The 23,955-nt window shown below is 51.5% G+C and carries 19 protein-coding genes; 10 read left to right on the top strand and 9 right to left on the bottom strand.

The window, feature by feature from the left end:
- The first annotated feature begins 195 nt into the window (after positions 1-195).
- Entirely contained in the window at positions 196-642 is a 447-nt protein-coding gene (locus ACQ6WK_RS14275) for a hypothetical protein (RefSeq protein WP_432798057.1), read from the top strand.
- A gap of 15 nt (positions 643-657) precedes the next feature.
- Here the strand turns inward: ACQ6WK_RS14275 and hemC are convergent, their stop codons facing one another.
- Positions 658-1,644 (bottom strand): hydroxymethylbilane synthase, encoded by a 987-nt coding sequence (hemC, locus tag ACQ6WK_RS14270; RefSeq protein ID WP_432798056.1) that lies wholly within the window; start codon positions 1,642-1,644, stop codon positions 658-660.
- 92 nt (positions 1,645-1,736) lie between these two features.
- Here hemC and ACQ6WK_RS14265 point away from each other — a divergent pair, with 92 nt between their 5' ends.
- Positions 1,737-2,759: an SDR family oxidoreductase gene (locus ACQ6WK_RS14265; RefSeq protein WP_432798055.1), complete on the top strand. Its 1,023-nt coding sequence runs from the start codon at positions 1,737-1,739 to the stop codon at positions 2,757-2,759.
- A 136-nt stretch (positions 2,760-2,895) separates the two neighbouring features.
- Entirely contained in the window at positions 2,896-4,410 is a 1,515-nt protein-coding gene (locus tag ACQ6WK_RS14260) for a dicarboxylate/amino acid:cation symporter (RefSeq protein ID WP_432798054.1), read from the top strand.
- 124 nt (positions 4,411-4,534) lie between these two features.
- Here the strand turns inward: ACQ6WK_RS14260 and ACQ6WK_RS14255 are convergent, their stop codons facing one another.
- On the bottom strand, positions 4,535-5,086 hold the full coding sequence (locus ACQ6WK_RS14255) for an FAD-dependent oxidoreductase (RefSeq protein WP_432798053.1): 552 nt from the start codon (positions 5,084-5,086) through the stop codon (positions 4,535-4,537).
- Positions 5,087-5,238: 152 nt separating this feature from the next.
- Positions 5,239-9,192 carry a DNA polymerase III subunit alpha gene (gene dnaE / locus ACQ6WK_RS14250; RefSeq protein WP_432798052.1) on the bottom strand — a complete coding sequence of 1,318 codons (3,954 nt, stop codon included), beginning with the start codon at positions 9,190-9,192 and terminating at the stop codon, positions 5,239-5,241.
- A 282-nt stretch (positions 9,193-9,474) separates the two neighbouring features.
- Here dnaE and ACQ6WK_RS14245 point away from each other — a divergent pair, with 282 nt between their 5' ends.
- Both ACQ6WK_RS14245 and ACQ6WK_RS14240 read left to right on the top strand, forming a co-directional pair.
- Entirely contained in the window at positions 9,475-10,095 is a 621-nt protein-coding gene (locus ACQ6WK_RS14245) for a hypothetical protein (RefSeq protein WP_432798051.1), read from the top strand.
- The gene (locus ACQ6WK_RS14240) at positions 10,092-10,772 is read left to right on the top strand and encodes a YcxB family protein (RefSeq protein ID WP_432798050.1); all 681 of its coding nucleotides are present in this window, start codon (positions 10,092-10,094) and stop codon (positions 10,770-10,772) included. Before ACQ6WK_RS14245 ends, ACQ6WK_RS14240 begins: the two co-directional genes overlap by 4 nt.
- A 99-nt stretch (positions 10,773-10,871) precedes the next feature.
- Here the strand turns inward: ACQ6WK_RS14240 and ACQ6WK_RS14235 are convergent, their stop codons facing one another.
- From ACQ6WK_RS14235 to ACQ6WK_RS14225, 3 genes are all read right to left on the bottom strand, one after another.
- Positions 10,872-11,849, bottom strand: a complete 978-nt coding sequence (locus ACQ6WK_RS14235) for an NAD(P)-dependent oxidoreductase (RefSeq protein WP_432798049.1) — start codon at positions 11,847-11,849, stop codon at positions 10,872-10,874.
- A 128-nt stretch (positions 11,850-11,977) separates the two neighbouring features.
- Entirely contained in the window at positions 11,978-13,474 is a 1,497-nt protein-coding gene (locus tag ACQ6WK_RS14230) for an alpha-L-fucosidase (protein ID WP_432798048.1), read from the bottom strand.
- Between the two features lie 246 nt (positions 13,475-13,720).
- Positions 13,721-13,978, bottom strand: a complete 258-nt coding sequence (locus ACQ6WK_RS14225) for a 4Fe-4S dicluster domain-containing protein (RefSeq protein ID WP_432798047.1) — start codon at positions 13,976-13,978, stop codon at positions 13,721-13,723.
- A gap of 238 nt (positions 13,979-14,216) precedes the next feature.
- Between ACQ6WK_RS14225 and ACQ6WK_RS14220 the strand changes: the two genes are divergently transcribed.
- On the top strand, positions 14,217-15,248 hold the full coding sequence (locus ACQ6WK_RS14220) for a DNA-methyltransferase (RefSeq protein ID WP_432798046.1): 1,032 nt from the start codon (positions 14,217-14,219) through the stop codon (positions 15,246-15,248).
- A gap of 83 nt (positions 15,249-15,331) precedes the next feature.
- The gene (locus ACQ6WK_RS14215) at positions 15,332-16,795 is read left to right on the top strand and encodes a hypothetical protein (RefSeq protein WP_432798045.1); all 1,464 of its coding nucleotides are present in this window, start codon (positions 15,332-15,334) and stop codon (positions 16,793-16,795) included.
- Between the two features lie 120 nt (positions 16,796-16,915).
- On the opposite strand, the gene ACQ6WK_RS14210 is transcribed toward ACQ6WK_RS14215, so the two are convergent.
- The 3 genes from ACQ6WK_RS14210 to ACQ6WK_RS14200 all read right to left on the bottom strand — a co-directional run bounded on the left by ACQ6WK_RS14210 (position 16,916) and on the right by ACQ6WK_RS14200 (position 19,917).
- A complete protein-coding gene (locus ACQ6WK_RS14210; protein ID WP_432798044.1) occupies positions 16,916-17,287 on the bottom strand; it encodes a hypothetical protein in 372 nt (123 codons plus the stop codon).
- A gap of 145 nt (positions 17,288-17,432) precedes the next feature.
- Positions 17,433-19,460 carry a mechanosensitive ion channel family protein gene (locus tag ACQ6WK_RS14205; protein ID WP_432798043.1) on the bottom strand — a complete coding sequence of 676 codons (2,028 nt, stop codon included), beginning with the start codon at positions 19,458-19,460 and terminating at the stop codon, positions 17,433-17,435.
- 127 nt (positions 19,461-19,587) lie between these two features.
- Positions 19,588-19,917 (bottom strand): hypothetical protein, encoded by a 330-nt coding sequence (locus ACQ6WK_RS14200; protein WP_432798042.1) that lies wholly within the window; start codon positions 19,915-19,917, stop codon positions 19,588-19,590.
- 229 nt (positions 19,918-20,146) lie between these two features.
- On the opposite strand from ACQ6WK_RS14200, the gene ACQ6WK_RS14195 reads away from it, so the two are divergent.
- From ACQ6WK_RS14195 to ACQ6WK_RS14185, 3 genes are all read left to right on the top strand, one after another.
- Complete coding sequence (locus ACQ6WK_RS14195) at positions 20,147-21,043, top strand: HDOD domain-containing protein (protein ID WP_432798041.1); 897 nt, start codon at positions 20,147-20,149, stop codon at positions 21,041-21,043.
- A gap of 344 nt (positions 21,044-21,387) precedes the next feature.
- Entirely contained in the window at positions 21,388-22,527 is a 1,140-nt protein-coding gene (locus ACQ6WK_RS14190; RefSeq protein ID WP_432798040.1) for an SPFH domain-containing protein, read from the top strand.
- Between the two features lie 62 nt (positions 22,528-22,589).
- Positions 22,590-23,759, top strand: a complete 1,170-nt coding sequence (locus tag ACQ6WK_RS14185; RefSeq protein ID WP_432798039.1) for a hypothetical protein — start codon at positions 22,590-22,592, stop codon at positions 23,757-23,759.
- Positions 23,760-23,955: the final 196 nt, after the last annotated feature.

Genomic DNA, 23,955 nt, shown 5'->3' with positions numbered 1-23,955 from the left:
CATGATTGGTGTGCAGATATTTTGAGGGTGTGTGGCCGGTCGGTTCTCCGGAGGCGGTTGTCATTGGGAGGATCGATGGCCGATTGGCTATTGTAGGGATAATTGTGTCCTTTAGCATGTCGTGGGTGTGAAGTTGTGATTAAGATGGCGGGACGAGCGATTAATTTGATCGGTAGGATTTTGGGAGTGATGCAGATGGCAAGGTTAGAGGACAGTGGGATGTTGGCTGGAGCGAGGGAAGATGTGGATGTTTATCGTGATGAGGAACGGTATTGCATGGGCTGCAAGTATCCGCTGGAGGGTTTACGGGGGGCGGTGTGCCCGGAATGCGGGCGGGGTTTTGATCCGAAGAATTGGCGGACGTATTGGGAGCCGGCAGATTTGGCGTGGCGGTGGGAGGGCTTAGGAGCGATAGGTGCGTTTTGGATCGCGACAGGGTTAAGAGATATTTCGTTGCCGCAGACTATCGAGATGGGGAAGATAATTGTGGTTCTAGGGGTGTTGATATTGGGTGTGTGGTGGGGTTGGCGGGGTGCCGTGAAAGGGCGAAAGATGAGCCGCGCGATGGGATGGTTTGGAATGGTGATATGTATACTGGGTATGCTTGCCACAGGTGTGACGTTGTATCGTTTGGCGGCATGATTCTTTGGCTGCGGATTACACGCCGATGGTTTGGGGGTGTAGCAAATCGTCTGCGCCTTGGTCTTTGAGTTGGCGGACGGCAGTTTTGAGCAGGCGGCGGAGCTCTTTGGTTTTGGTCGTTTGATCGAATTCGATATGTCGTTCCGCAGAAGGCGAGAAAATGCGGATACGGAGGCGATAATTCTGATCACCGATTTGTTTGTTGAGTGTGTCGCCGGTTTCGAGGGGCTCGGCAAGTACAGCAATGGCCGCGTGGCAATCTGCCTCGAGATCGGCAAGGATTTGACGTTCAGCATGAACCGCGGTGGCTGAGCCGGGATGGTTCAATGGTAAGCAGCGCGTCAGGGTGACGTGGTCATCGGAACGGCACTGGATAGCAAGTGCGGCTTGGCAGGCGGCAGGGAGGATAATGTCGGTGGGGATGGTGTTTTCAGCGAGGTCAAGTTTTTTGAGGCGACGAAGCCCAGCAGCAGCTAGGAGAGTTGCGTCGAATTCCTTTTCACCTGCGGGTGTGAGAACCTTATCGATGCGCGTGTCGAGGTTGCCACGGATGAGTTTGGTTTGAATGTCGGGGCGGTGCTGTTTGAGCTGCGCGGCGCGGCGGGGTGAGGCGGTGCCGACGACGGCGTTCTCTGGGAGCTCTTTGAGTGATTTGATGTTGTTTGGTGTGATGAGGCAGTCATTCACGATGGCGCGTTTGGGAACGGCTGCGATCATGAGGCCAGGGGTGTCAAGGGCAGGGAGGTCTTTGAGTGAGTGAACTGCGATGTCCGCTTGCTTGGAGAGTAGCGAGCGTTCGATGGATCGTGTGAAGAGCCCTTTTCCGCCGATATCTGTGAGGGGCTGGTCAGCGAGTTGATCACCTTCAGATTCGATCCATTTGTACTGGATCTGGACATTAGGGTGGAGTTTAGCGAGTGCTCGTCCCACCATTTCGGCTTGGGTGCGGGCGAGTGTTGAACGGCGAGAGGCAATAATGATTGGTTTACGGCTACGTCGCAAGGTCTTGTGGCTCCTGAGTCGAGCAAATACTATAACTGCTACATGGCGAATGTGGGGCCAAGTGTAGCTATATTAACTTTTTAGGATGATTTATGGGGCGAGAGCCGAGAGAAATTGCAATAACCGGCGGAAGCGGCTTTGTTGGGCGCGGAATTCTGAATTGTTTGTTGAAAAAAGGTTTCTCGGTTCGTGTTCTGGCTCGTGACCCTCAAAAAATCAACCCATCACGAAATAGCCATGATATCAAAGTTGTGAAAGGGAGTCTTGAAGACAAGGCCGCTGTGGATGAGCTTGTGGAAGGGGTGTGGGGAGTGATCCATTTGGTTGGGATTATTCTGGAACAGCCTCGGAAAGGGGTGACTTTTGAGTCCATTCACGAGCAAGGTACGAGGCAAGTTTTAGAAGCGGCGCAGGCGGCGGGGGTTAACCGATGGATACAAATGTCCGCAATCGGGGCGCGGCCTTGCATGCAAAGAGCTGGGGAAGATATGCGCGGCGTTGTGGTGAGCCGATATCACCAGACGAAGTGGGCGGCGGAGCAGCTTGTTCGAGAGAGTGGGCTTCGATGGACGATTGTGCGGCCAAGTTTAATACATGGGCTGGGTGGTGAGTTCATGGAGATGGTGAAGGGGTTTGTGAGTGGAGTGATGCCGCCGATGGTGCCGTACTTTGGACGCGGGTTGTTGGGTTTGGGGGGAGGCGGGAAGGTTGAGCCGGTCTGGGTAGAGGATGTGGTTGAGGTGTTTGCGCGTGCATTGGATTGTGAGGCGAGTGAAGGGGAGGTGTTTGAGCTTGGAGGCGGCGAGGTTTTGGACTGGCCGACGATGTACCGGGTGTGTATGGATGAGATGGTGTGTGGGAGACGAAAGCCTGTGGTAGCGGTGCCGATGTGGCTGGGGAAGGGGATGGCGCGTAGCGTGGGGATACTTGAACGATTACCAGTTATTGGTGGGGTGATGGAGCATGTGCTTCCGTTCAATTGGGATCAAGTGGTGATGGCAGGGGAGGACAATGTGGCAAGGTTTACAGAGCGTGAGAGAATTACAAGGGTGTTTGACGTGTCGCCGAAGGGATTTGCAGAGGCGCTGCGTGGGTATGCAGGTGAGATGGGGTAATTGCGGGTGAGGGGGTGGGCGGATATTTAGACGATGTGAAAGAATGGAGGTGGCGATTCTATTGCGCGGTCTAAGCGCTAAATAGAGATGATAAGGGAAAGGTATGGTTATTGGGTCCGGTTGGATGTAATCGTTGATGAATGACGTTAATCATATAAAAAAGAATCCACGGCCTTGGGCGGTCTGGCATTGGGCGCTGCACTGGCAGATTTTATTGGGATTGATTATTGGAGGGGTGGTCGGCTATTTTACAGCGAACTACTACATCGGCGCATGGGAAGCGGGGTTGGTTGAAGCCAAACGGGTGACAGAGGGCGGGGAAGGTGCGGAGCTTGTGGTACGCGAGATTGAGGGATTAAGTGAGGTTGTGCAGCACGGGATCGTATATTTAATTTATGAATTGATTGGCGATGTTTTTCTGAACGGATTGAAGTTGGTGGTGATTCCGCTGGTCACGAGTTCGATCATTATTTCGATTATTGGGATAGGCGAGAGTGCGGGGTTTCGGCGGCTTGGTTTAAAAACGCTTGTTTATTATGGCTTAACATCACTGGTATCTATTCTCGTTGGACTGACGTTGGTGAATCTATTGCGTCCGGGATTTATTGAAGGTGGGCGGTTATTAACCAGTGAAAACGTGAAGCAGTTTAGTGATGTTGGCGCAGCCATGAGCGAAAAGGTGGGAACATCAGGTGCTGCAGATTTTTTAGATGTGTTTCGACATTTAGTGCCAGATAATTTGGTTGCGGCTGGGGCGAACAATAACCTGCTAGGCTTGATTGTTGTCAGTTTGTTTGTGGGGTATTTAATTGTGCGGATCAAGCCAGAACCGGGACAGGTGTTGCGGTTGTTTTTTGATGGGATTTACCGAGTTAGCATTCGACTTACAAATATTATTCTGCGGTTTGCACCGGTGGGTGTGTTATTCTTGATCGCCGCGACGGTGACGATGAACTATGCGCGGTTGTCGCAAGAAGAACGATTGGTGCAATTTTTAGGATCACTTGTTTTATTTGCGGGGACGGTGCTTGCGGCACTTGGTATTCATATGCTGGTTGTTCTGCCGCTATTTATCTGGATTTTTACGAGAGTGAATCCGTATCGGCATGTAAAGGCAATGGCGCCGGCGCTATTGACCGCGTTTTCGACAGCGAGCAGTAGTGCAACGTTACCGGTAACGATGGAATGTGCTGAGCAGCGTGCGGGTGTGAGTCGAAAGACAGCAAGTTTTGTGTTGCCGCTCGGTGCGACGGTGAATATGGATGGATCAGCGCTTTATGAATGTGTTGCAGCGATCTTTATTGTGCAAGCATTTGGATGGCAGCTAGATTTGGCACAGCAGTTCTTTATTGTAGTTGTTGCATTGCTAACAAGCATCGGTGTGGCGGGGGTGCCAAGTGCATCATTGGTCGCAATCATTGTGATTTTGACTGCTATTCAAGGGCAGCTTGAGGTACAGGGGATTTATTTGCCATTGGTAGCAGGGTTCCCGATTCTACTTATTTTCGACCGTCCGTTAGATATGTGCCGTACAGCGGTGAATATCTTTAGTGATTCAGTGGGTTCGGTGATCATCGCGAGGACTGAGGGGGAAGAGGGGTTATTGCGCGCGGATTTGATGGCAGGGCATGAGAAATTTGAGGAAGATTGATCTTTGCGAGAACGGAATACTGGGAGGGTTGGTATTTAAAAAAGCTGCGAGGTGAGTCGCAGCTGATAGCTCTAGCCAACACAGGCAAGAACTGGAGTTCGTTCCTCGTTGAGGAGGTTTATAGTTAGTCGAGTGTGTCGAAGTCGTGGATATCCTTGCCAGCAATTTTGGAGAGGATATCGAGTGCTGCTGCGGCGCCATCACCCGCAGAGATGATGGCTTGGATTTTGTCGGGGCGGGTTGACCAGCCGATGGCGTAGCAATTGTCGAGGCCCGTGCGGCCGTTCTTGTCGGTGTGAATGGTGTTGCGATCATCGAGTTTGAGATTAAGGTCTTCGGCAAGTTTGGGTTTGTTGCCGCAGGCGATGATGAGGTATTTACTGTGATGCGATCCGCCGGATTCGGTGAAGGCGGTGAAGCCATCGTCTGTTAGCGCGAGCTTGGTGATGTTGTCTTCATAGAGATGCGCGCCCATGTCTTCGGTTTGTTTGCGGGAGAGGGCCATGAAGTCAGGGCCGGTGATGTTGGGGGCACCGAGGTAGTTGTGGATCATGGCGACGTGCATGGGTGTTTTGTTTGTGCCGAAAACGTCGACGTGATGGCCTGCTTTAGCGAGGTAGAGTGCGGCTGAGAGTCCGCCGGGGCCGTCGCCGATGATGATGGTGCTTTCGTTCATGGAAAAATCTCCTGTGTAAGTATGGGTAAGGATACACTGGAGGATGCAGGGGATTAAGCGGTGTTTTGTTCTTTGGTGGTTGTTGATATGAAAGAACCCATCCGCGAAGCGAATGGGCTTGTATGGTTATCTAAGCAATGGTTAGATGTGGGCTAATTATTGTAGCGGTCGACGGAGCCGCAGGTTTCATCGCCTTGTACGGCGGAGGACATGGCGATCATGTTTTCATCGTCGCGTTGTGATTCGTCGTAGGTGTTTTCGGCGGTGACGCGGAGTTTGGTAGGGCCGAGTAGTTCACATCTGGCAGAGCCGTTCTGGGCGCGGTTGAGGATGCCGGTGACGCCGTGGGTGAGGTGTTCGTCAACGGTGATGCGAGCTGAGCGGTTTTGCAGAGTGATGACCTTGCCGCCTTGGTGGAGTTCGAAAGTGACGGATGCGTTGGGCTTACCTCGCTGACCGGCCTGTCGGATGAGTTCTTTGAGTTGCGTTAGTTCGCCGTTGAAGGTGGTGCCGTTGTCGGGGGAAGTGTTGTCGCCGATGATGATCTTGATGCCGCGGGTAAGTGTGGCTTGCGCTTCGGAAGCGGGGATGACTTTCTCGATGATGATGTTGGGTTCTTCGCGGCGGCGATCGACTTTGCCTTCGATGAAGACGATCTCGTCTTTCTGGAGGTAGGCGGAGCAGGTTTCAAAGGTGCGTGGGAAGGCGACGCCATCGATCTTGTCGGCTTTAGATTCGATGGTGATCATGGCCATCTTTTCACCTTTTTTCTTGGTGAAAGTGGGGCGGACACGTGTGAGCATGCCGCCAATGATGACCTTTGTTTCGGCGGCGAGCTCTTTGATGTTTTCGATGGCGATGTTGGCGTGACGTTTGATGAGGTCCTGGACTTCGTCGAGCGGGTGAGAGGAAGCGTAGAGACCGAGTACTTCTTTTTCGTGCTCGAGCATCTCTCGTTTTTCCCAAGTAGGGGTGGGGGGGAGGATGAAGTTGTCTTCACGCTTGCCTTCGGCACGCTCTTTCTCGTCGACGGCGCCGAAGAGGAAGTCATCAGAAGCACGGAGGGTGGAGGCTTGTGAGCCGACGCGCATGGCGGCTTCGAGGCCAGCGATCATGGCGGCACGTTCAGCGAGTGAATGGACAGAGTCGAAAGCGCCGCATTTGATGAGGGCTTCGATGGTGGATTTATTTGCGGCGTTGGAGGGGACACGTTCGCAGAAGTCGGAGAGTGAGCGGAAGGGGCCGGATTTTTCGCGCTCGGCGATGATCACATGGATCGCTTTCTCGCCAACACCTTTGACGGCAGAAAGCCCAAAGCGGATGTGCCCGGCACTTGGTGTGCGCTCTTCGTCTTTGTCGTAAACGACGGTGAAGGCAACGTCGGAGAGATTGATATCGGGGGGTTTGACTTCAGCGCCGCGTTTACCATTAGGAAGCAGGACGCGCTTACATTCATCGATGTATTCAACGACTTTGTCGGTGGAGACGGACTCGAAGGTGAGCAGAGCCGCCATGTAGTGGATGGGGAAATAGGTTTTGAGGTAGGCGGTTTGGTAGGCGACGATGGCGTAGCCGGTGGAGTGTGATTTGTTGAAGCCGTAGCCGGCGAATTTGAGGATGAGGTCGAAGAGGTCACCTGCTTGTTTGGCGGTGACACCTTTTTCGCCTGCGCCTTCGATGAACTGCGCGCGGTTGGCGTCGATGACCTTCATCTTCTTTTTGGAGATGGCTTTGATGAGGGTGTAGGCCTGGCGGAGGGGGATGGAGCCGAGTTGGTTGACGACCTGCATGACCTGTTCTTGGTAGACCATGATGCCGTAGGTTTCGGCGGTGAGGTTGTCGACGATCTCGTGGACTTTGGGTACTTCTTCGCGGCCGTGTTTGCGGTTGTTGTAGTTGGGGATAAGCTCCATCGGGCCGGGGCGGTAGAGCGCGTTGGCAGCGATGAGGTCCTCGAGGCGGTCGGGCGCCATGGCCATGAGGAGGTTGCGCATGCCGCCGGATTCAAACTGGAAAACGCCGGCGGTTTCGCCGCGACGGAAGAGGTCGAGGACTTTTTCGTCATCGAAGTTGAGGCGTTCGAGGTCGAGCGGGTCCCATGATTTTGATTTTTGGTTGTCGGGATCGATGGTGCGGCGGATGGTATTGGGGGCGAGGGATTTGAGTGTGAGTTGTCTGGCGCGTTCGATGATGGTGAGTGTGCGTAGGCCGAGGAAGTCCATCTTGAGGAGGCCGATGGCTTCGCATGTGGGCCCGTCCCATTGCGTGACGATTTGTTCTGTGCCGGCGGGTTTGTAGAGGGGGACGATGTTGTCGAGTGGTTGGGTTGCGACGATGACGCCGGCGGCATGAACGCCGACGTGACGGGCCATGCCTTCAAGGTGGCGGCCTGTGTCGTAGACTTCTTTGACCAGCGCGTTGGAATCATAAAGTGCTTTGAGGTCGGGCTCCTGTTCGAGTGCGGAGTCGAGTGTTGTTTTGAGTCCGTCGCCGATGAGCTTGCAGAGGTTGTCGACATCGCCGAGGGGCATGTCATGCACGCGACCGACGTCGCGGATGACGGCGCGTGCTTTGAGTGTTCCGTAGGTGATGATCTGGGCGACGTAGCCGTATTTGTCACGGACGTACTGAATGATTTCCTGACGGCCATTCTGACAGATGTCGATATCGATATCGGGGTATTCGGTTCGGTCGGGATCGGTGAAGCGCTCGAAGAGGAGGCCGTATTTAACGGGGCAAGCGTTGGCGATGCCGAGTGCGTAGCCGACCATCGTGCCGACGCCGGAGCCACGTGCGTTGGAGGGCATGCCACGAGAGCGCGCTTCGTTGACGAAATCCCAGACAATGATGAAGTAGGCGGAGATGAGTTTGTCGGCAAGGACTTGGAGTTCGCGTTCCATGCGGGCGCGCTTGTCTTCGTCGACGCCGCCGGGTCCGTAGCGCCAAATTGCGCCGGCTTCGGAGAGCATGCGCAGCGCACCGTCACACTGGAGCTTCAGTTCTTCGGGTGATTCGGTGTCAGTTTCGGTGTTGTAGGGTTCGACTTTGAACTGGGCGCAGAAGGCTTTATACCAGGCGGAGGTGCCGGGCTCATGATCGCATTCAAAAGCATCGATGAGTTTGAGTGCGCCTTCAGAATCGGTGGGGAGATGATCGTATGAAGAGGCAATCTTCACGACGGGGGCGTGGTTGGCTTCAAAGTCGAGTTCGACATTGCAACGGTCGGCGATCTTTGTTGTGTTCTCAATCGCTTCGGGGAGATCAAGCTCATCGACGAACCGCTTGTGCATTTCCTCGGGTGATTTGACATATAAATCTTTCGGATAGTGCAGGCGGTTGTCGTCGTGTTTGATCTTGCCCATGCTGATGCAGCAGAGTGTGTCGTGGGCGTCCCAATCATCCGCGGTTAGGAAGTGCGCATCGTTGTCGCAAACGAGCGGGAGATCGAGTTCTTTGGCGAGGCGAATCAGGTGTGGGTTGATCTGGTCCTGGAGTTTTTCTTCGTGTGATTGGAGTTCGATGAAGAAGCAGGGCTCGCCGTTTTCATTGGGGGGGAAGGTTTTGGCGTGCCAGAGTGCTTCTTCCTTGGCCCGTTCGTACATCGCTTCATCTTTGGTTTGCTCGTACTTGACGAGGTAGAAGGCGAGGGAGGAGCCGAGATGCCCGTTGATGGCGATGAGCCCTTGGTTGTGTTCGGTGAGCGTACCTTTGTCCATTCGGGGTTTAAAGTAGAACCCGTTGATGTAGGCGTCGGAAGATAGCTTTAATAGATTGCTCCAGCCTTGCTGGTTCTCTGCCAGTAGCACCAAGTGGAACCCACCATCGGAGACGCCGGTGAATTCACGTTTGGTTCGGTCGGATTTGCCGGTGACATCGGGGGCGACGTAGGCTTCGATGCCGAGGATGGGTTTGATGCCTTCGGCTTTTGCTTTTTTGTAGCAGTCGGCTGCGCCGAAGAGGTTGCCGTGGTCAGTGATGGCAACGGCGTCCATGCCGAGTTCTTTGACGCGCTTCATGAGGGCAGCGGGTTTGTTGCCGCCGTCGAGGAGGGAGTACATGGTGTGCAGGTGCAGGTGTGCGAATTTGGTGGTTTTGGGTTCGGCCATGTGGGTATTTTAATGTGTGCGCGTTGAAAATGTGAATCGTATTTGGTGGGTAAGCAGGAGAGTCTTGATATGCTCGGATTCGTGTAAGAAAGTGCTGGTGTTGGGGTTTGGTGCTGGGAAAGGCAGGGATGGGATCGTGGAAAAGTTGTCGGTACCTCCGGAAGGTTTTCCAAGAAGTGGTCGCTGTGGATATGTGTCGAGGCATGTGAGGGGTTGCGATTGTGGTGTGAAATTAGTTGACGGGTTATTGCGGGGTGGGTCGGATGGGGGGATGATGGGGGGATGGATGAGGTGCAAACAGAAAGTTATCAGCTTGAGGGTGTTTATGAGAAGGGGGATTTGAAGACGTTGAATCGGGCGCTGTGGTTGGCTTCTGTGAGATGGCCTTTTCGTGTGTTGTTGTGGGTGTTGTTGGTTGTATATGTGATCGCGTGGTTAAGTTTTGTTGTTACGAGTGTGGTGATGTGGGATGTTAATTGGGCGGGTGGTTACATGATTGTGGGCTTGCCGGCGTTTTTTGTGGTGATTCGGCATTATCGAATGAAGATGCTGGTTCATTGGTGGGGTGATTATGTGCTGCGTCAAACATCACGCGTTTTCTGGAAGGATGGTTGGGTGGGTTGTCGTTGTCATGGTCACGAGCGGCGAGCTGATATCAAACAGGTGACTGGCGGGATATTCCGGGAGAAGTTCGTTTATGTTGCAATTGACAACGGATTGTTTTTTGTTTTTCCGCGAAGGTTTTTTATCGATGATGTGCAGTGGGATGCGTTTCGGCTGATGTTGTATCGGCATGTTGGGCAGTGCGCGAAGTGTGGATACTTGCTCAAGGGGAGTGTGAGCGATGGATGTCCGGAGTGCGGGGATGATTTGATGGCGCAGGTGCGGAGGTTGACGGTATGAATGATATGGCTGAAGAAAAAACGTTTGAGTATGTGGTTGAGGGGAAGTTTGTGCCGGGGGATTGGGCGGCGGTGCTGCGGGAGAAGGGGAAGGTTGATTCACGTAAACGCAGTTACTTGACGTTTCGTATGTTTGTGGGACCGCGTTGGCAGGCGCTGGTGGATGGTGTTGGGTTTGCGGTGATTTTGGGGGCGATGGCGTATTTTAGTTGGCGGGAATGGATGGTAGAAAAAGAGGGCGCGGAGATTGGTGTGACGATTTGTTTTTTGGTGTTTGGTACTCTGCTTCTGATTAATGGCGTGAATAAGTATCGGCGATATGGTACGTGTCAGTTTATGCGTGATGCGAAGCGAGGGCGGCGGATAAAGTATATTGTGACGAAAGAGGGTATTGAGATTGATGAGGGGCAGGATGTGCTGCAGATGTCTTGGCATATGGTGCGATGGGTATGCTGGGTGCGAGATGGTGTTTATCTTGAGGTGAGTAAGAAAAGGTATGCGATGCTGAAGCGAGACTGTTTTAGGACTGAGGCGGATTGGGAGGCTTGTGCGTTGGTAGTGTATCGCAAAATGAATCAGTGCGCAAAGTGCGGATATCTACTGAAGGGGAGTGTGAGTGATGGATGTCCGGAGTGCGGGGATGATTTAGTTGAACAGGTACGGAAGTTGAGTAGGTGAATACAATATGGCCCCACGGGTTGGAACCAGTGGGCTTGGGGTATAAGAAAGATGGTGTGGTTGAATGATCTATACTAAGCGGTGATTTAGAATGTCAGATTAGAAAGCAGGGAAGTTGGGGGATTTGTTTTCGAGGACGGCGAGGATATCGCGGACAACCCATGACATGTTTTCAAGGGCTTGATCGGTGCGCGAAGCAATGTGAGGAAGCAGGCGAATGTTGGGTTGGTTGGCAAGAATGTAATCGAGAGAAGGGGGTTCGGGATCGTGAACATCGAGAATAATGTGAGCTTCGGGGTTATTTTGTGCAAAGGTGAGGAGGGTTTCGTTTTTATGGAGGAAGCCACGGGCAGCGTTGATGAGCAAAGTGTTGGGTTTGAGTTGGGAGAGGGCGTGAGTGGAGAGCATGTGTTTGTTTTCGGGCCGGCCGTCGACGTGGATGGAGACGATGTCGGCTTCGGCGTAGAGAGTGTCGTGGGGGACATAGTTAAAAGGTAGATCGCAAGCCCGGCGGAGGTCGGTTTCGGGGATGATTTCGGAGACAAGGATTTTCATGCCAATGGCGTGGGCAACGTTAGCGAGTCGTTTTCCGACTCGGCCAAGGCCGACGATACCGAGGGTGAGTTGGTCGAGTTGCTTGCCGATTTCTGTTTTGCGGAGTTGATGGAAAATGGCTTCAGAACAGGCGGGGGGGAGATCGGTGCGTGGGCGGAGCGTGTCGAGGATCAGCGCGATGACGTATTCGACAACGGCTTGTGAATTGGCATCGGGGGTGTAGACGACTTTGACGTTGGCCTTTTCGCAGGCGGGTAGATCGAAGTTGTCAAGTCCGACACCGGCGCGGCCGACGACTTTGAGGTTGGGTGCTTGATCAAGCAGTTCTTGATTGACTTGTGTATAGGTACGAACGACAAGGCCATCGGCTTGTGGTAAGAGTTTGGCGAGTCGTTCCTTTTCTGTGTGTGGGCACCAAACAACGTTAGCGCGTTCTGCTAACCAATCTGCAGGGCCGTCGGAGAGTGTTTCGGTGATGATGACGGTTGGCTGATGATTTGATGTTGTAGATGATGCTGGCATGTGAGTAAGGGTATCGCAGGTTTAGTGCCAGGTCTAGCGGGATAATGTGAAGGGATTGGTGCGTGCTAAAAAAAACGTCAGGATATGTATCCTGACGTTTCGGTGTCGTGATTGAGATATGTTGTTTGCTATGGCAACTCTTTGAGTTCGATCTTGATGACACTTGCGTGTTGATTCCAGAGTGTTGCTGGGGTTTCGATGACGAGGTTGTTGTCGCTGGTTGTGTATGTGAGGTTTACGGCTGAGGCGTCGTTTGCGGTTAGAGGTATGAGTGAGATGAGCTTGTCGGCGTAGCCTTCAAGGATCAGTTGATTATCTTTAGGGTTGTTGAAAAGGTGGAGGTAAAGTGCGGTGTTGCCGTTAGCGAGTGATTTGGTTGTTGATCGTCCCCACGCCGGCTTGCCGAGTGTGCCGGCTTTTGTTGCGTAGATGGCTTCGCCATTGATGCTTAACCAGTTGCCGATGTCGTTGAGTCGGTCGATGGATTCCTGTGGGATAGTGCCATCCGCTTTTGGGCCGATGTTGAGAAGGTAGTTGCCACCTTTGCTTGAGGCGTCGATGAGTTGTTGGATGAGTGTCGTGGATGATTTCCAGTCGTGGTCATCGGTGCGGTAGCCCCATGTGTTGTTCATGGTCATGCAAGTTTCCCAGTAGATGCCGGGTCCGAAGCCATTGGGTGGAAGTTTTTGCTCAGGGGTACCGAAGTCGCCGGAGGAGATTTCGCCGAAGCTCTTATTGGGTTGGGGTTCAGCTTGTTTTGTCTGTTTGTTAGCTCGACGCTTTTTTCGTTTTTTGCTTAGTTCAAATTTTTCTTTACTGCGTTCTTTGCCGACTCGATTGTTGACGATGATGTTTGGTGCGAGTTCACGGATGTGTTTGTAGAGCGTGTTGCCATGATCGTCGGTCCATGTGCTGTCCCATTCTCCGTCGTACCAGAGGATATCTATGTCGCCATAGTTTGTGAGGAGCTCAGTGGTTTGGTTGGTGAGGTATTCGATGTACTTTTCGAAGTCTGGATTTTTGTTTTCGTGCTTCAGGAACCCTTTTTGTGGTGCAAAGTCAGGGTGATGCCAATCGAGGATAGAGTGGTACCAGCCGACTTTGATGCTTTGTTTTCTGGCTTCGTCGGCGAGCTCTGTCATAATGTCACGATCGTTGTCTCGGCCGAAGGGTGTGTTGGCGATGTTGTAGTCGCCGTGCTCGGATCTGAAGAGGCTAAAGCCTTCGTGATGCTTTGTGGTGATGACGAAGTACTTGGCGCCGGAGTTTTTGATGACAGTCATCCATTGCTTCGCGTCAAATTTAGTGGGGTTGAATTGATCAATAAGTGGGGTGTAATCCTTGAGTGCGATTTTACCGTGGCGCATGATCCATTCGCCGTATCTTGGCACGGTTTCGCCGTTCCATTCGCCAGCGGGGATTGCGTAAAGGCCCCAGTGTATGAATACACCGAATCGTGAGTCGCTCCACCATTGCATACGTTGGTCGTATTGTTCTCTGCTTTCGCCGACAACACTTTTAAATTGCTTGTCATTATTTTGAGTGGGATCGTTGGCGTGTAGATTGTGTGAGAAAAGCGTAATACAGCTAAGTAGGGACGCACCGATAGTAAACAGTCGTATCATTTTCTATAAGACCTCATTGGATAGATATAGGAATAAATTTTTGTCTGTATCTGCATGAAAGAAGCAGATCAAGGGTGGGGGTGGATTGATTAGAGTTCAATTAAAGTATAAATGGCGTAAAAGGGGGGGTAAAGGTAAATTTACTTGGTTGCATAGATTGGTTTGGTTGTAATGAAATAAAAGGCAAGCTTGATAGCAAGCTTACCTTTGTGGTTAGTCAATTAAGATTTAATGATGCTGTGAGAATTACTCGTAGTATTCTGCATTTTTCTCGATGAAGGATTCCCATTCTTCAGGGAGATCTTCTTCGGGGAAGATGGCTTTGACGGGGCATTCATCAACGCAGAGGCCACAGTCAATACAGGTGTCTGGGTCGATGTAGAGCATGGTTGCATCTTCGAATTCGGATTCGTCCGAAGTGGGGTGGATGCAATCCACGGGACATACTGCGACACAGGCGGTGTCTTTGGTGCCGATGCACGGTTCTGCAATGACGTGAGGCATTACTTCGCTCCTTGGATTCAATAAATACGGCACGGCATAATGTGCCATGCTGACGAACAATATCAGTATAGGAATAGAAGGGCGGGGAGCCAAATTTTTCATAGGCGACAAAGTTGTGGGGAAAGTAGGGCAGCAAAATCCGCTTTAACGTGAATGCGTGAGGGGTGATGTCGCAAAAGGGTGATGGTGTGGCCCAAAATGACTTGCGCTATGTTTTGAAATGATTAGAATGTGAGGCATGTCTGAGGTGATGAAGCAAAAGAAAAAAGCTGTACGGAAAAAAACATCCCGTTCCCGAAAAGCGCCGAAGAAGGATGTTTCCGAAAATGGGGTAGTGGGAATGCTACGTAATGAATTGGTGAACGGGGATTGTATTGAGGTGATGAATAGTTGGGAGGCTGGGGGTGTGGATCTTGTGTTTGCGGATCCGCCGTACAATATTGGCTTTGGATATGATGAGTATGATGATAATCAAGATCACGACGAATACGTTGATTGGACGAATCGTTGGATTGACGGCTGTGTGCGGCTGCTAAAGCCGAGCGGGTCGATGTATGTTTTAATCGGGGATGAATACGCTGCGGAGACGCGGTTGCATCTACGGAAGTTGGAGAGTGAGGGGAAGCTGGTTTTTCGGAACTGGATCATTTGGCACTACACGTTTGGACAACGTTGCAAGGTGAAGTTTAATCGGTCGCATGCCCATTTGTTTTATTGTGTGGGAAGTGCGGCAGTGGGTGCGAAGAATATTGCGAAGAATCCACCGTTTACGTTTAATCGTGATGCGGTGGCGCTACCGAGTGCGCGGATGACGGTGTATGGGGATAAGCGGGCAAATGCAAAGGGGAAGTTGCCTGATGATACGTGGTATTTACGAAACTTTCCGGATGCGGCGGATTGGTATACACGTCCGCAGGAAGGACAGGAGGGTGAAGGAATGTTTGGGGAGGATGATGATACGTGGTATCAAAGCCGATTGTGTGGAACGTTTGGTGAGCGTACAAGTTGGCATCCGTGCCAGTTGCCAGAAGCTTTGCTGTCGCGGATTATTCGGGTGTCGTCGAATGCAGGGGATCTGGTGTTTGATCCGTTTGGCGGCTCGGGAACGACGCTTGCGGTAGCGAAGAAACTGGGAAGAGATTGGCTGGGGACAGAGCTTTCAAAGGATTATGCTGCGAAAGCGTTAGAGCGCATCGAAGCGACAGACGTTGATGAGGACGCAATGGGGCGAAAAGTGAAGGGGACACGTAAGGTTGCGCGGTCATTGTAAGAAATTATGTTTATCCATTGAGATATTGATATAGAGATGTGGTTTGGGTTTGAGGATATAGCGGATACTTTCGGGAAGTAATGATGTTCGAAGTGTACCGTAGTCAGATGTTGGTACAGGTGGTGCTGCTTGCGATAGCGGCTGTGCTGTTGTTGTCAGGATTTGTGTTGGTTTGGCTAGGCAGACGGGGGGCTCGAATTGATCGACATCCGGTATGCGGGGGGTGTGGGTATGACTTGTTGATGATGGGGATGGATCGTGAGCGGTGTCCGGAATGCGGGAGGTGTTTGCGTGGGTGGCGAGGGATCAAATTTGGAAATAGGCGACAAAAAGGTTGGATGGTGTATTGGGGTTTGATGCTGCTATTACCGGGAGTTTGTGTGTTGGGTTTGGAGATTTCGGTATGGTTGTCAGATCGACCGCTTGTGACGATGACGCCTTCGAAAGTGCTGATTTATGAAATGGTTTACAGTGAGCATGCAGAAGATCATGATGAAATCGTTGATGAATTAATAAATCGAGGGGTAGGGGGGGCATTATCAGTTGATGAACTCGAAGAGTTGCTTGATGAGATGCTTCGTCGTGATCGATCATGGCTGCTTGAGCGAGAGCCACGTTTTACAGAGGTATTGTTGCGTAGCCATGATGCGGGATTGATGGATGAGATGCATTGCGAGCTATTAGCTGAAAAGATATTGCCAGTGATTGAGGTTGAGGTTGACGATATTGTGTATGTGGGAAGTGATTTGCCTGTGCGCATACAGATGAGGGGCGATTTGCTGGGGATGACGGGTGGGGGTGGTCCATACGAATTACGATATCGCACGGCCTATTCATTTGATGAGCAGCCGAGCTTTCATCGGTATGAGCAATCGTACACAGTCCAGAAACATGTCGTGGGTTTTGAGGAGAAATTGCATCTGTCGCGGCAGCGCATTGCTGAACAAAATCTAGAGATAAATGAAAAGCATAAGGTGGCAGTTGTGATTGAGGCATCATTGATTGATGTGGTGACGAAAAAAAAGGTTTATGCTTGGCAGCAGGTTGTCGAAAGATCTTTTGAGTTGCGCGCTAGACAAATCAAGCAAGTACGCAGTGAGGAAATAGCGGATCAATTGCGTGAGGCGATCACGAGCTCTTTATCGCAAGAATCGCCACACTTATCGATGAAGACGGATGATGCGATGTTCTATGTACAGCTTCATTGTAGGGCGGTGGCATATCCGTTATATCATGCGGTGTATTTGCAGTTGGATCATCAGTTGCCGAGGAAGGTGGGGGAAATGCGTGGGTATGGGCCGTGGGAGATGACAGTGGGTGACGCATTTCGTCCTGAGCAGCGGCCGCAGACATTGACGTTGCGGTTGGTGCCGCTTTTAGATGAGGCGGAAGCGTATGGGAAGTATGCGGAGATGTTTGGCGAGGAAGTTGTGGTGGAAGGGTTTCCGTTTCCACAGGATGATGATTTGGAATGGGAGTATGCGGATGGTGTGGATGAGCTTTTTGATCTGGTGGAACACGGGGAGGATTATCTGAAAGAGGATTAGATGGGGTTCGTGCATTTTCAATTCGGATGTGTTATGGATTGGTCGTGATTGCAGGCGAATTTTCCGGAGCATGCAATGCTCCGGCTGTGTGGGAGGCGAGCCACATCATCTGAAAATGCACTAGATATTGAAGAGTTCTGTGATGATGGTGGCGACTTCGGCGATGAGGAAGAGGGTGAAGAAGATGGTAGCAAGGGGCTGGAAGTATCGGCAGAGTGAATTGTGGTGTCGCCAGTAATAGTAGACGTGTATGGTGATAGCGAAGAAGAGCATGGCGAAGCCTTGAGTGACGGCGGGGAGTCCTGTTAGTTTATGAGATGAATAATGGTTGTATCTTGTGGGGAAGTAGAGGGTGGCGTGTTGTGTGAAGATTTCTGAGGTGCCGATGTAGATGAGAAATGCGGCGCCGACGATGCCGACCAGCCATTTCTGCCATGCGTGGGAAATGATTTCGTGAAGTGATTCGTAGGGTTTGTCGTCCTGAGTGCTCATATTGATGATTGTAATGTGCGGTGTGTATGCGGTGGCGGTTTTTTGTGGCGGGGGTACTGCAAAAATGGGAATAGATAAAGAAAAGCTGCGAGTGTGTTGCTCGCAGCTTGGGGTGGTGTGATTGCATGGGGATTGAAGGTTACGATCAATCTTTATGGGGCTCGTCTGTGTCTTCGGCGGATGGGGCTTTATCTTCATCATCGGGTTTGCGTTCGATGATGGGGTTGCCGGCGTCGTCAAGTTTGACATCCGGGTCATAATCATCAGGTAGTTCGGTGGGGTCCATCGTGATGACGACGGGATCGGGTTTGGTTTGTGTCCAAGGTTGGTTTTCTGTGAGAGATTTAGCGGCGCGTAGGCCGGCGACCATTGCGCGGCGTTCAGTCATGGATTGTGGATCAGGGTTTTGCCGTGTGAGTTCGGAGCCATCTTCGTTGAAGAGGTGAACAGTGCGGGTTGGGAAGGCAAATTGAGCGCCGACCGCATCAGCAAGGCGAACGATATCAATGAAAAGTCGTTCACGTTCACGGAGTTCGGTGTTCCAATCGGGGACTTCAAAGAAGACGTAAAGAAGAATGTTGAGGGAAGAGTCACCGAATTCGTTGCAGTAGACTTCGTAGTAGTCTTTGCGGGTGTAGGGATGGGTGCGGATCAGTTCACGGACACCTTCGGTGAAGGCGATGAGTGTGTCGGGGGTCGTGTCATATTGGAGGCAAAGGTTCGTTTTCCAGCGACGGTATTTGCGGCGGCCGTAGTTATCGACTTTGGCTTTGACGAGGTTTGAGTTAGGGATGGTGATCTGTGAATTGTAGAAAGTACGGATACGGGTGGAGCGGAAGCCGACTTCTTCGACGATGCCTTCAGAGGATTCGATAACGACCCAGTCGCCAACATCAAATGGGCGGTCGAGAAGGACAGCGACAGAGCCGAAGAAGTTTTCGACGGTATCTTTGAGCGCGAAAGAGACACCGACAGAAGCAATACCAATGGAAGCAAGCAATGGGGCGATGGGGATGTCCAATGCGTTGGCAGCGTAGACGACACCGATGATGACGATAAAGATCTTGCAGGTTTTAGTGACCAGCGGGATCAGGACATCATCAAATTTGGATTCGGTGTGTTTTGCCTTGGCCTGGAGGTATGCAGCGATGAGGTCGACGAGCCGCCATTCAGCGAGGGTTGCGATGACCGCGATGTAGATGCGGAGCGCAGAGTCGAGGATGTTGGCAATATAGTTTTCTTCGAGTGAAAGGAGTCGCATGACGAGCAGCCAGAAGATGGCGGCAGCGAGCAGGCCAATAGGGCGAGCAGCATGTTTAATGGTGTCGCGATGCTGTTCGGTGATGCGCCCTTTCTTCATGACACGGTGTGATACGGTGCGGACAAGAATGCGGAAGAAGAGATCGATGGCGAGGCCGAAGAAGACGACAAAGAAGATCGCGATCCATTGCCAATACTTGATGGTAAGGAAAGATTTTTGGAATGATCCGGGGATGGCTGACTCGATGTATTCGCCGATGGTGTTATAAGAACGGCCTGCAATGGGTGGGATTTTAAGGAACTGTTCATACAGTTTGGGAATAGCGGCAACGGTTTGCGTGTCAAAAAGCCATTGCTTTTGATCGTTACGGCGTAAAACGATACGTCCAGCTAGTTCATGAACTCCAAGCCGTGCCTCGAAGGTGTTCTGTTCTTCTAATGTTTCAGGGAAGACGAGATAAATATGTTGATCGCGTTCATCGGCGGCATCGGGGTCGTTGGTGATATCTTCAAATTTAATGTAGCGGATACGATTGAGGATGGCATACAGTTGTTTGGCAAGGTCAGCGCCGATTTCGGGTCTGTCGCCATCAAGTGTGGTGGAAAGATTGAGGCAAGCAATAGCAGGGGCGAGTTCTTTGGCGAGTTGGGCTTCTGACATCGTAGTCTGGTTGTAGAAGCCAGCATTGTCATACATGTTGGTGATAAAGGTTTGGATGGTGGCGCGCGGGGATGAGCGATCGGCGGTGTTGGATTGGGGTTGTGTGGCGGCGGCCTGTTCTTGAGCGGCCGCATCGACAACTTTCTCGACGGCCTTGGCTGCAGAAGGTGTTTGTGCCAGAAGTGTAGGTGTAAGCAATGCGGCCGAGAGGAGCAAGAAGGCAACAGTATATATAGATGTGCGGATTCTCATGCGTGTAATTTACAGCAAGAGCGATCCCCTCGGAAGTCCCCGGAAGTTTCTCCCCGAGTATTTAAGATTGGGATGGTGGCGGAAAAGCCCGAACTTGAGATTATGGGGTAGGAGATATCCGGTCGTATTATTCATCGCGGCGGATGACGCGGACATTCTTGCGTCCGCCGTTGGCTTGATTGGCTTGGGCGGGCGTATTTTTCTGGTAGGTAGAGCTGTTGAACAGGTTGCTAATGGTATTGATTAGCTTAGCGAAGAAAGCTGCGACGAAGAAGACCAAGGCAAAGATCGTAACAGCGGCAACAACAAGGATAAGGATGGGGACCACAATCACAAACAAGCCCGCAAGAATCGCAAAACGTGTGACCCATGATGGCTGCTGCTGGATGCGTGCGTAATACTGCCCAAATTGAGGGGATCGCGAGGCAAAGTTTTTCCACTGGTCGTTCATGTTCATGAAGACATGTTAGGTGCCATGCGAAGGCGAAACAATGGGGGTGGGGGGAATTGGTGCGGGTTTGCGGTGTGTGGTCTTTTTATCTGCATATGCGAGAAAATGTGAGGGAGTATGGCCTGTGCGGATTAGGGGAGAGGAAGTGTAAACGGATACGGGGAAGAGGATAAAGTCGGCTGCGCGGCAAGTCGATAGGTGGTGTAGACCCAGATATGGAGCGGAGGTAAGACACATGTCAGAGGCGAATATAGCGGCCGATAATGCTGCACAGCAGGAATTGATCCAGTCGGCTATCCAGGAAATCAGTCACATTGCAACCTTGCCTGAGGTCACGATGAAGATCATCCAGCTTGTGGAAGATCCGGACTCGACGGCTCAGGACCTGAACAAAGTTATCAGCAACGATCCCGCACTTGGCGCGCGGATTCTTAAAGTGGTGAACTCTGCTTTCTATGGCTTGCCCGGTCAGATCGGCTCCATCAATCGCGCGATCGTGTTGCTTGGGCTTAACGCAGTCAAGAACATCGCAATTGCAGCGTCTTTGGCGAAGCTCTTCCGTGGTGGCAAGATCTGTAATAATTTTGATGCGCATGACCTTTGGGATCAAGCAATCGCTAATGCGACCACCACTCGGTTATTGGCCGAGCGTGTCGGATTGGGATTGCCAGACGAAGCATTCCTTGCAGGATTGATCCATGATATTGGGATCATGGTCGAAATTCAGGCACGTCGGCCGAAGTTTGTTGAAGTGATGCAGAAGCTCGAGAACGATCCGGATGCAAACTTCCGTGAATTGGAAGAAGAAATTATTGGTGCAAACCACGAACAGTTTGGCTCAGCTTTATGCAAGCTTTGGAAGTTCCCCACGAGCTTTGCCTATGTGACTGGCTTCCACCATCACCCACAAGATTTGCCATTCAAACATCGCACATTGGCCAGCCTCGTGCACATTGCAGACATTATTGTCGCGCAGCACGGCATAGGCTTTACACGCGGTATAGAACATACGGAAATTGCTCCGAGTTTGCTCGAAGAGTTGAAGCTGACACAGGAGCAGGTCGAAGAAGTAAGTAAGCAGTTGCCAGAAGCCATGGACGAAGCTCAATCGATCTTCAACCTCGGCGCTTAAGGAACTGAACGCAGACCGCGGCGTGAACAGCGGTTGGCTGGCGGCTCTCTAAAAGCAGATTGAGCATAAGCCGGCGACAAATTTTGGCGTCTCTCTTTTCCCTCCGGGCGATGATACAAGTGTGTCATCGCCTTTTTTGTCACATTTGGATAGTCCCATGACACGGGATTGAGAATCGGCGATTGCAGACTTGCAGGGCTGGGGAATTGCGGGAAAAGTGTGGGCAAAACCATAAAGAGATTGATAGACTGTGGTGAGCAATGTTTGGCAAATAAGGCGGTGCATTGCGGTTTGCCTGTGGTTGGCAAGAAAGCACAAATGATCCATTCATAAAGGATAGGCGGATGTTCTGGAAGAAACTGGGCGGCGAGTTGATCGACATCATCGAATGGTTGGATCAAAGCAACGACACGCTGGTGTATCGTTACGAACGCTACGGCAACGAGATCAAGTATGGAGCGCAGCTTACCGTGCGCGAAGGTCAGTACGCGGTGTTTGTGAACGAAGGGCAGATTGCGGACGTGTTCTCACCGGGGATGTATAAGCTTGAAACACAAAACCTGCCGATCCTCTCGACGCTTAAGGGTTGGAAGTATGGCTTTGAATCACCGTTCAAAGCTGAGGTTTATTTCGTCAGCGCGCGGCGGTTCACCGATCTTAAGTGGGGCACGAAAAACCCAATTATGATGCGAGACGCAGAGTTCGGTCCGATTCGTTTACGAGCATACGGTACGTATGTGATGCGAGTGGATAAGCCGGATGTATTTCTGAAAGAAATTGTCGGCACCGACGGCCATTTCACCACGGATGAAATCTCCGCACAGCTTCGCAGTATTGTCGCATCACGGTTTGCCGATGTTGTTGGCGAGAGCAAAATCCCCGCGCTTGAGATGGCCGCGAACTACGACGAGTTCGGCAAGTATCTCACAAGTAAGATTCAAAACGAGTTTGATACGTACGGCTTAGAACTGACCAAATTGCTGGTTGAGAATATTTCATTGCCGGATGCGGTCGAGGAAGCGCTCGACAAGCGGACGAGCATGGGCGTTATCGGTAATCTCGGTGCGTATACACAATTCCAAGCCGCGGAGGCGATGGAGAAAGCCGCCGAGAATCCTGCGGGTGGTGGTGCTGCGGAAGGTATGGGATTGGGTATGGGATTCGGTATGGCGCAGACGATGATGAGTGGCATGAACCAAGCGAATCAAGCGGCAGGTAACACGCCGGTACAGCAGGGGAGTTCCGGAGGGCCACCGCCATTACCAGGCGCTGGTGGTTCGCTCAAAGTGTTTGCTGGTATCAACGGCGCACAGCAAGGTCCGTTTGATGAGGCAGGCTTAAAGAACATGATCTCAAACGGCTCATTGACGCCAGAAACACTAGTGTGGATAGAAGGCATGGCTGGCTGGCAGAAAGCAGAAGAAGTTGATGTGGTCAGCAAACTGTTCGGCCAAGCGCCGCCACCACTGCCGCCAATCGGATAATTAAATCGTACAGCGTGTCAAAGCTAATCAACGGTTAGACGAGAGATTTCGTGGGACAGGACATGAGTGAAAAATCAACCTTTGGAAGTGATGTACCACCACTGCCAAGTGATGCCGCAGTACTGTCTGAATCATTAGGTGAAGACAAGAGCGACGGTACGAAGCCGTTTTCATGTGGTGGCTGTGGTTCTGAATTGCATTACGAGCCGGGGACTGATCATCTCGCCTGTCCATATTGTGGTCACCAAAATACGATCGAGCTTGCTGGCGAGGCGATCGAAGAGCTTGATTACCATGCGATGCTCAATGAAATTGCTGCTAGTGAGCAAACCGTTGAGATGGAGTTCGTGCGATGTAATGGTTGTGGTGCGCGAGTGGATCGACCGGAGCATCTTGATGCGTTTGATTGTCCGTTCTGTGGTGATCATCTTGTGGTGGCTGGTGAAAAGACTCGGATTATCAAGCCTAAGAGTTTATTGCCGTTCTTGTTTAAACAAAAAGAAGCACGTGGCAGTTTTGAGCAATGGATCAAAGGATTGTGGTTCGCGCCGAATAAGCTTAAGCAGTACGCGCGGGCCGATGACGCGTTCAAGGGTGTATATCTGCCGCACTGGACTTACGACTCAGACACGATTACGGAATATACCGGGCAGCGCGGTGAAGACTATTGGACCACCGAATCTTATACGACTATGGAGAACGGTAAGAGTGTTCGGAAAACTAGACGTGTAAAAAAAATCCGCTGGTACCCTGCTAGCGGTACGGTCTATGTGCCGTTTAATGATGTGTTGGTGGTGGCATCGAAAAGTTTGCCAGAGAAATATGTGCACGAGCTTGAGCCATGGGATTTGGATCAGCTTGTGTCGTATCAGGATGAGTTTGTGAAGGGGTTTGTGTCCGAGTGTTATCAGGTGGATTTGCCTAGCGGATTTGAGCGGGCCAAGGAATTGATGGAGCCGAACATACGAAGCGCGATCCGATCTGATATTGGCGGCGACCATCAACGTATTAGTTGGACGCATTCGCAATACAACGATATTACGTTCAAGCACGTGCTGTTGCCGGTGTGGATGAGCGCATACCGATACAACGAGAAAGTGTATCGCGTGGTGGTCAATGCGCGAACGGGAGAAGTGCAGGGTGAGCGTCCATGGAGTTGGGTTAAGATTACATTGGCAGTGTTAGTTACGTTGGCGATTGCTGGTGGAATATTCCTCATGTTCCAGTCTTAAAAGGGTCTATATATTGATCATGTCTTTGGGGTTTCTGTGCGCGAGAAGTGGCTGCGATTTTCAGTTTTTTAGCGATTGTGTGCGCAATGTGCATGAGTGATGAGGGATATGTTATGGATTAACGATTCGCTTGCAAAGTTCATGCTTTGAAGGGAATGTTATTTTTCAATTTGCCTGATTCTTACATAACAGCGAC

The sequence above is a fragment of the Poriferisphaera sp. WC338 genome (assembly GCF_050931845.1).
Classification (GTDB): Bacteria; Planctomycetota; Phycisphaerae; order Phycisphaerales; family Phycisphaeraceae; genus Poriferisphaera.
This window is presented reverse-complemented; position numbering and strand designations above follow the sequence as displayed.

Excerpts from the sequence above, each read along its gene's own strand:
- ACQ6WK_RS14205 (WP_432798043.1), bottom strand. The coding sequence starts at position 19,460 with ATGAGAATCCGCACATCTATATATACTGTTGCCTTCTTGCTCCTCTCG.
- ACQ6WK_RS14230 (WP_432798048.1), bottom strand. The coding sequence starts at position 13,474 with ATGATACGACTGTTTACTATCGGTGCGTCCCTACTTAGCTGTATTACG.
- ACQ6WK_RS14185 (WP_432798039.1), top strand. The coding sequence starts at position 22,590 with ATGAGTGAAAAATCAACCTTTGGAAGTGATGTACCACCACTGCCAAGT.
- ACQ6WK_RS14235 (WP_432798049.1), bottom strand. The coding sequence starts at position 11,849 with ATGCCAGCATCATCTACAACATCAAATCATCAGCCAACCGTCATCATC.
- ACQ6WK_RS14225 (WP_432798047.1), bottom strand. The coding sequence starts at position 13,978 with ATGCCTCACGTCATTGCAGAACCGTGCATCGGCACCAAAGACACCGCC.
- ACQ6WK_RS14260 (WP_432798054.1), top strand. The coding sequence starts at position 2,896 with ATGAATGACGTTAATCATATAAAAAAGAATCCACGGCCTTGGGCGGTC.
- ACQ6WK_RS14275 (WP_432798057.1), top strand. The coding sequence starts at position 196 with ATGGCAAGGTTAGAGGACAGTGGGATGTTGGCTGGAGCGAGGGAAGAT.
- ACQ6WK_RS14240 (WP_432798050.1), top strand. The coding sequence starts at position 10,092 with ATGAATGATATGGCTGAAGAAAAAACGTTTGAGTATGTGGTTGAGGGG.
- dnaE (WP_432798052.1), bottom strand. The coding sequence starts at position 9,192 with ATGGCCGAACCCAAAACCACCAAATTCGCACACCTGCACCTGCACACC.
- ACQ6WK_RS14195 (WP_432798041.1), top strand. The coding sequence starts at position 20,147 with ATGTCAGAGGCGAATATAGCGGCCGATAATGCTGCACAGCAGGAATTG.
- ACQ6WK_RS14265 (WP_432798055.1), top strand. The coding sequence starts at position 1,737 with ATGGGGCGAGAGCCGAGAGAAATTGCAATAACCGGCGGAAGCGGCTTT.
- ACQ6WK_RS14190 (WP_432798040.1), top strand. The coding sequence starts at position 21,388 with ATGTTCTGGAAGAAACTGGGCGGCGAGTTGATCGACATCATCGAATGG.
- ACQ6WK_RS14215 (WP_432798045.1), top strand. The coding sequence starts at position 15,332 with ATGTTCGAAGTGTACCGTAGTCAGATGTTGGTACAGGTGGTGCTGCTT.
- ACQ6WK_RS14255 (WP_432798053.1), bottom strand. The coding sequence starts at position 5,086 with ATGAACGAAAGCACCATCATCATCGGCGACGGCCCCGGCGGACTCTCA.
- ACQ6WK_RS14200 (WP_432798042.1), bottom strand. The coding sequence starts at position 19,917 with ATGAACATGAACGACCAGTGGAAAAACTTTGCCTCGCGATCCCCTCAA.
- ACQ6WK_RS14210 (WP_432798044.1), bottom strand. The coding sequence starts at position 17,287 with ATGAGCACTCAGGACGACAAACCCTACGAATCACTTCACGAAATCATT.
- ACQ6WK_RS14245 (WP_432798051.1), top strand. The coding sequence starts at position 9,475 with ATGGATGAGGTGCAAACAGAAAGTTATCAGCTTGAGGGTGTTTATGAG.
- ACQ6WK_RS14220 (WP_432798046.1), top strand. The coding sequence starts at position 14,217 with ATGTCTGAGGTGATGAAGCAAAAGAAAAAAGCTGTACGGAAAAAAACA.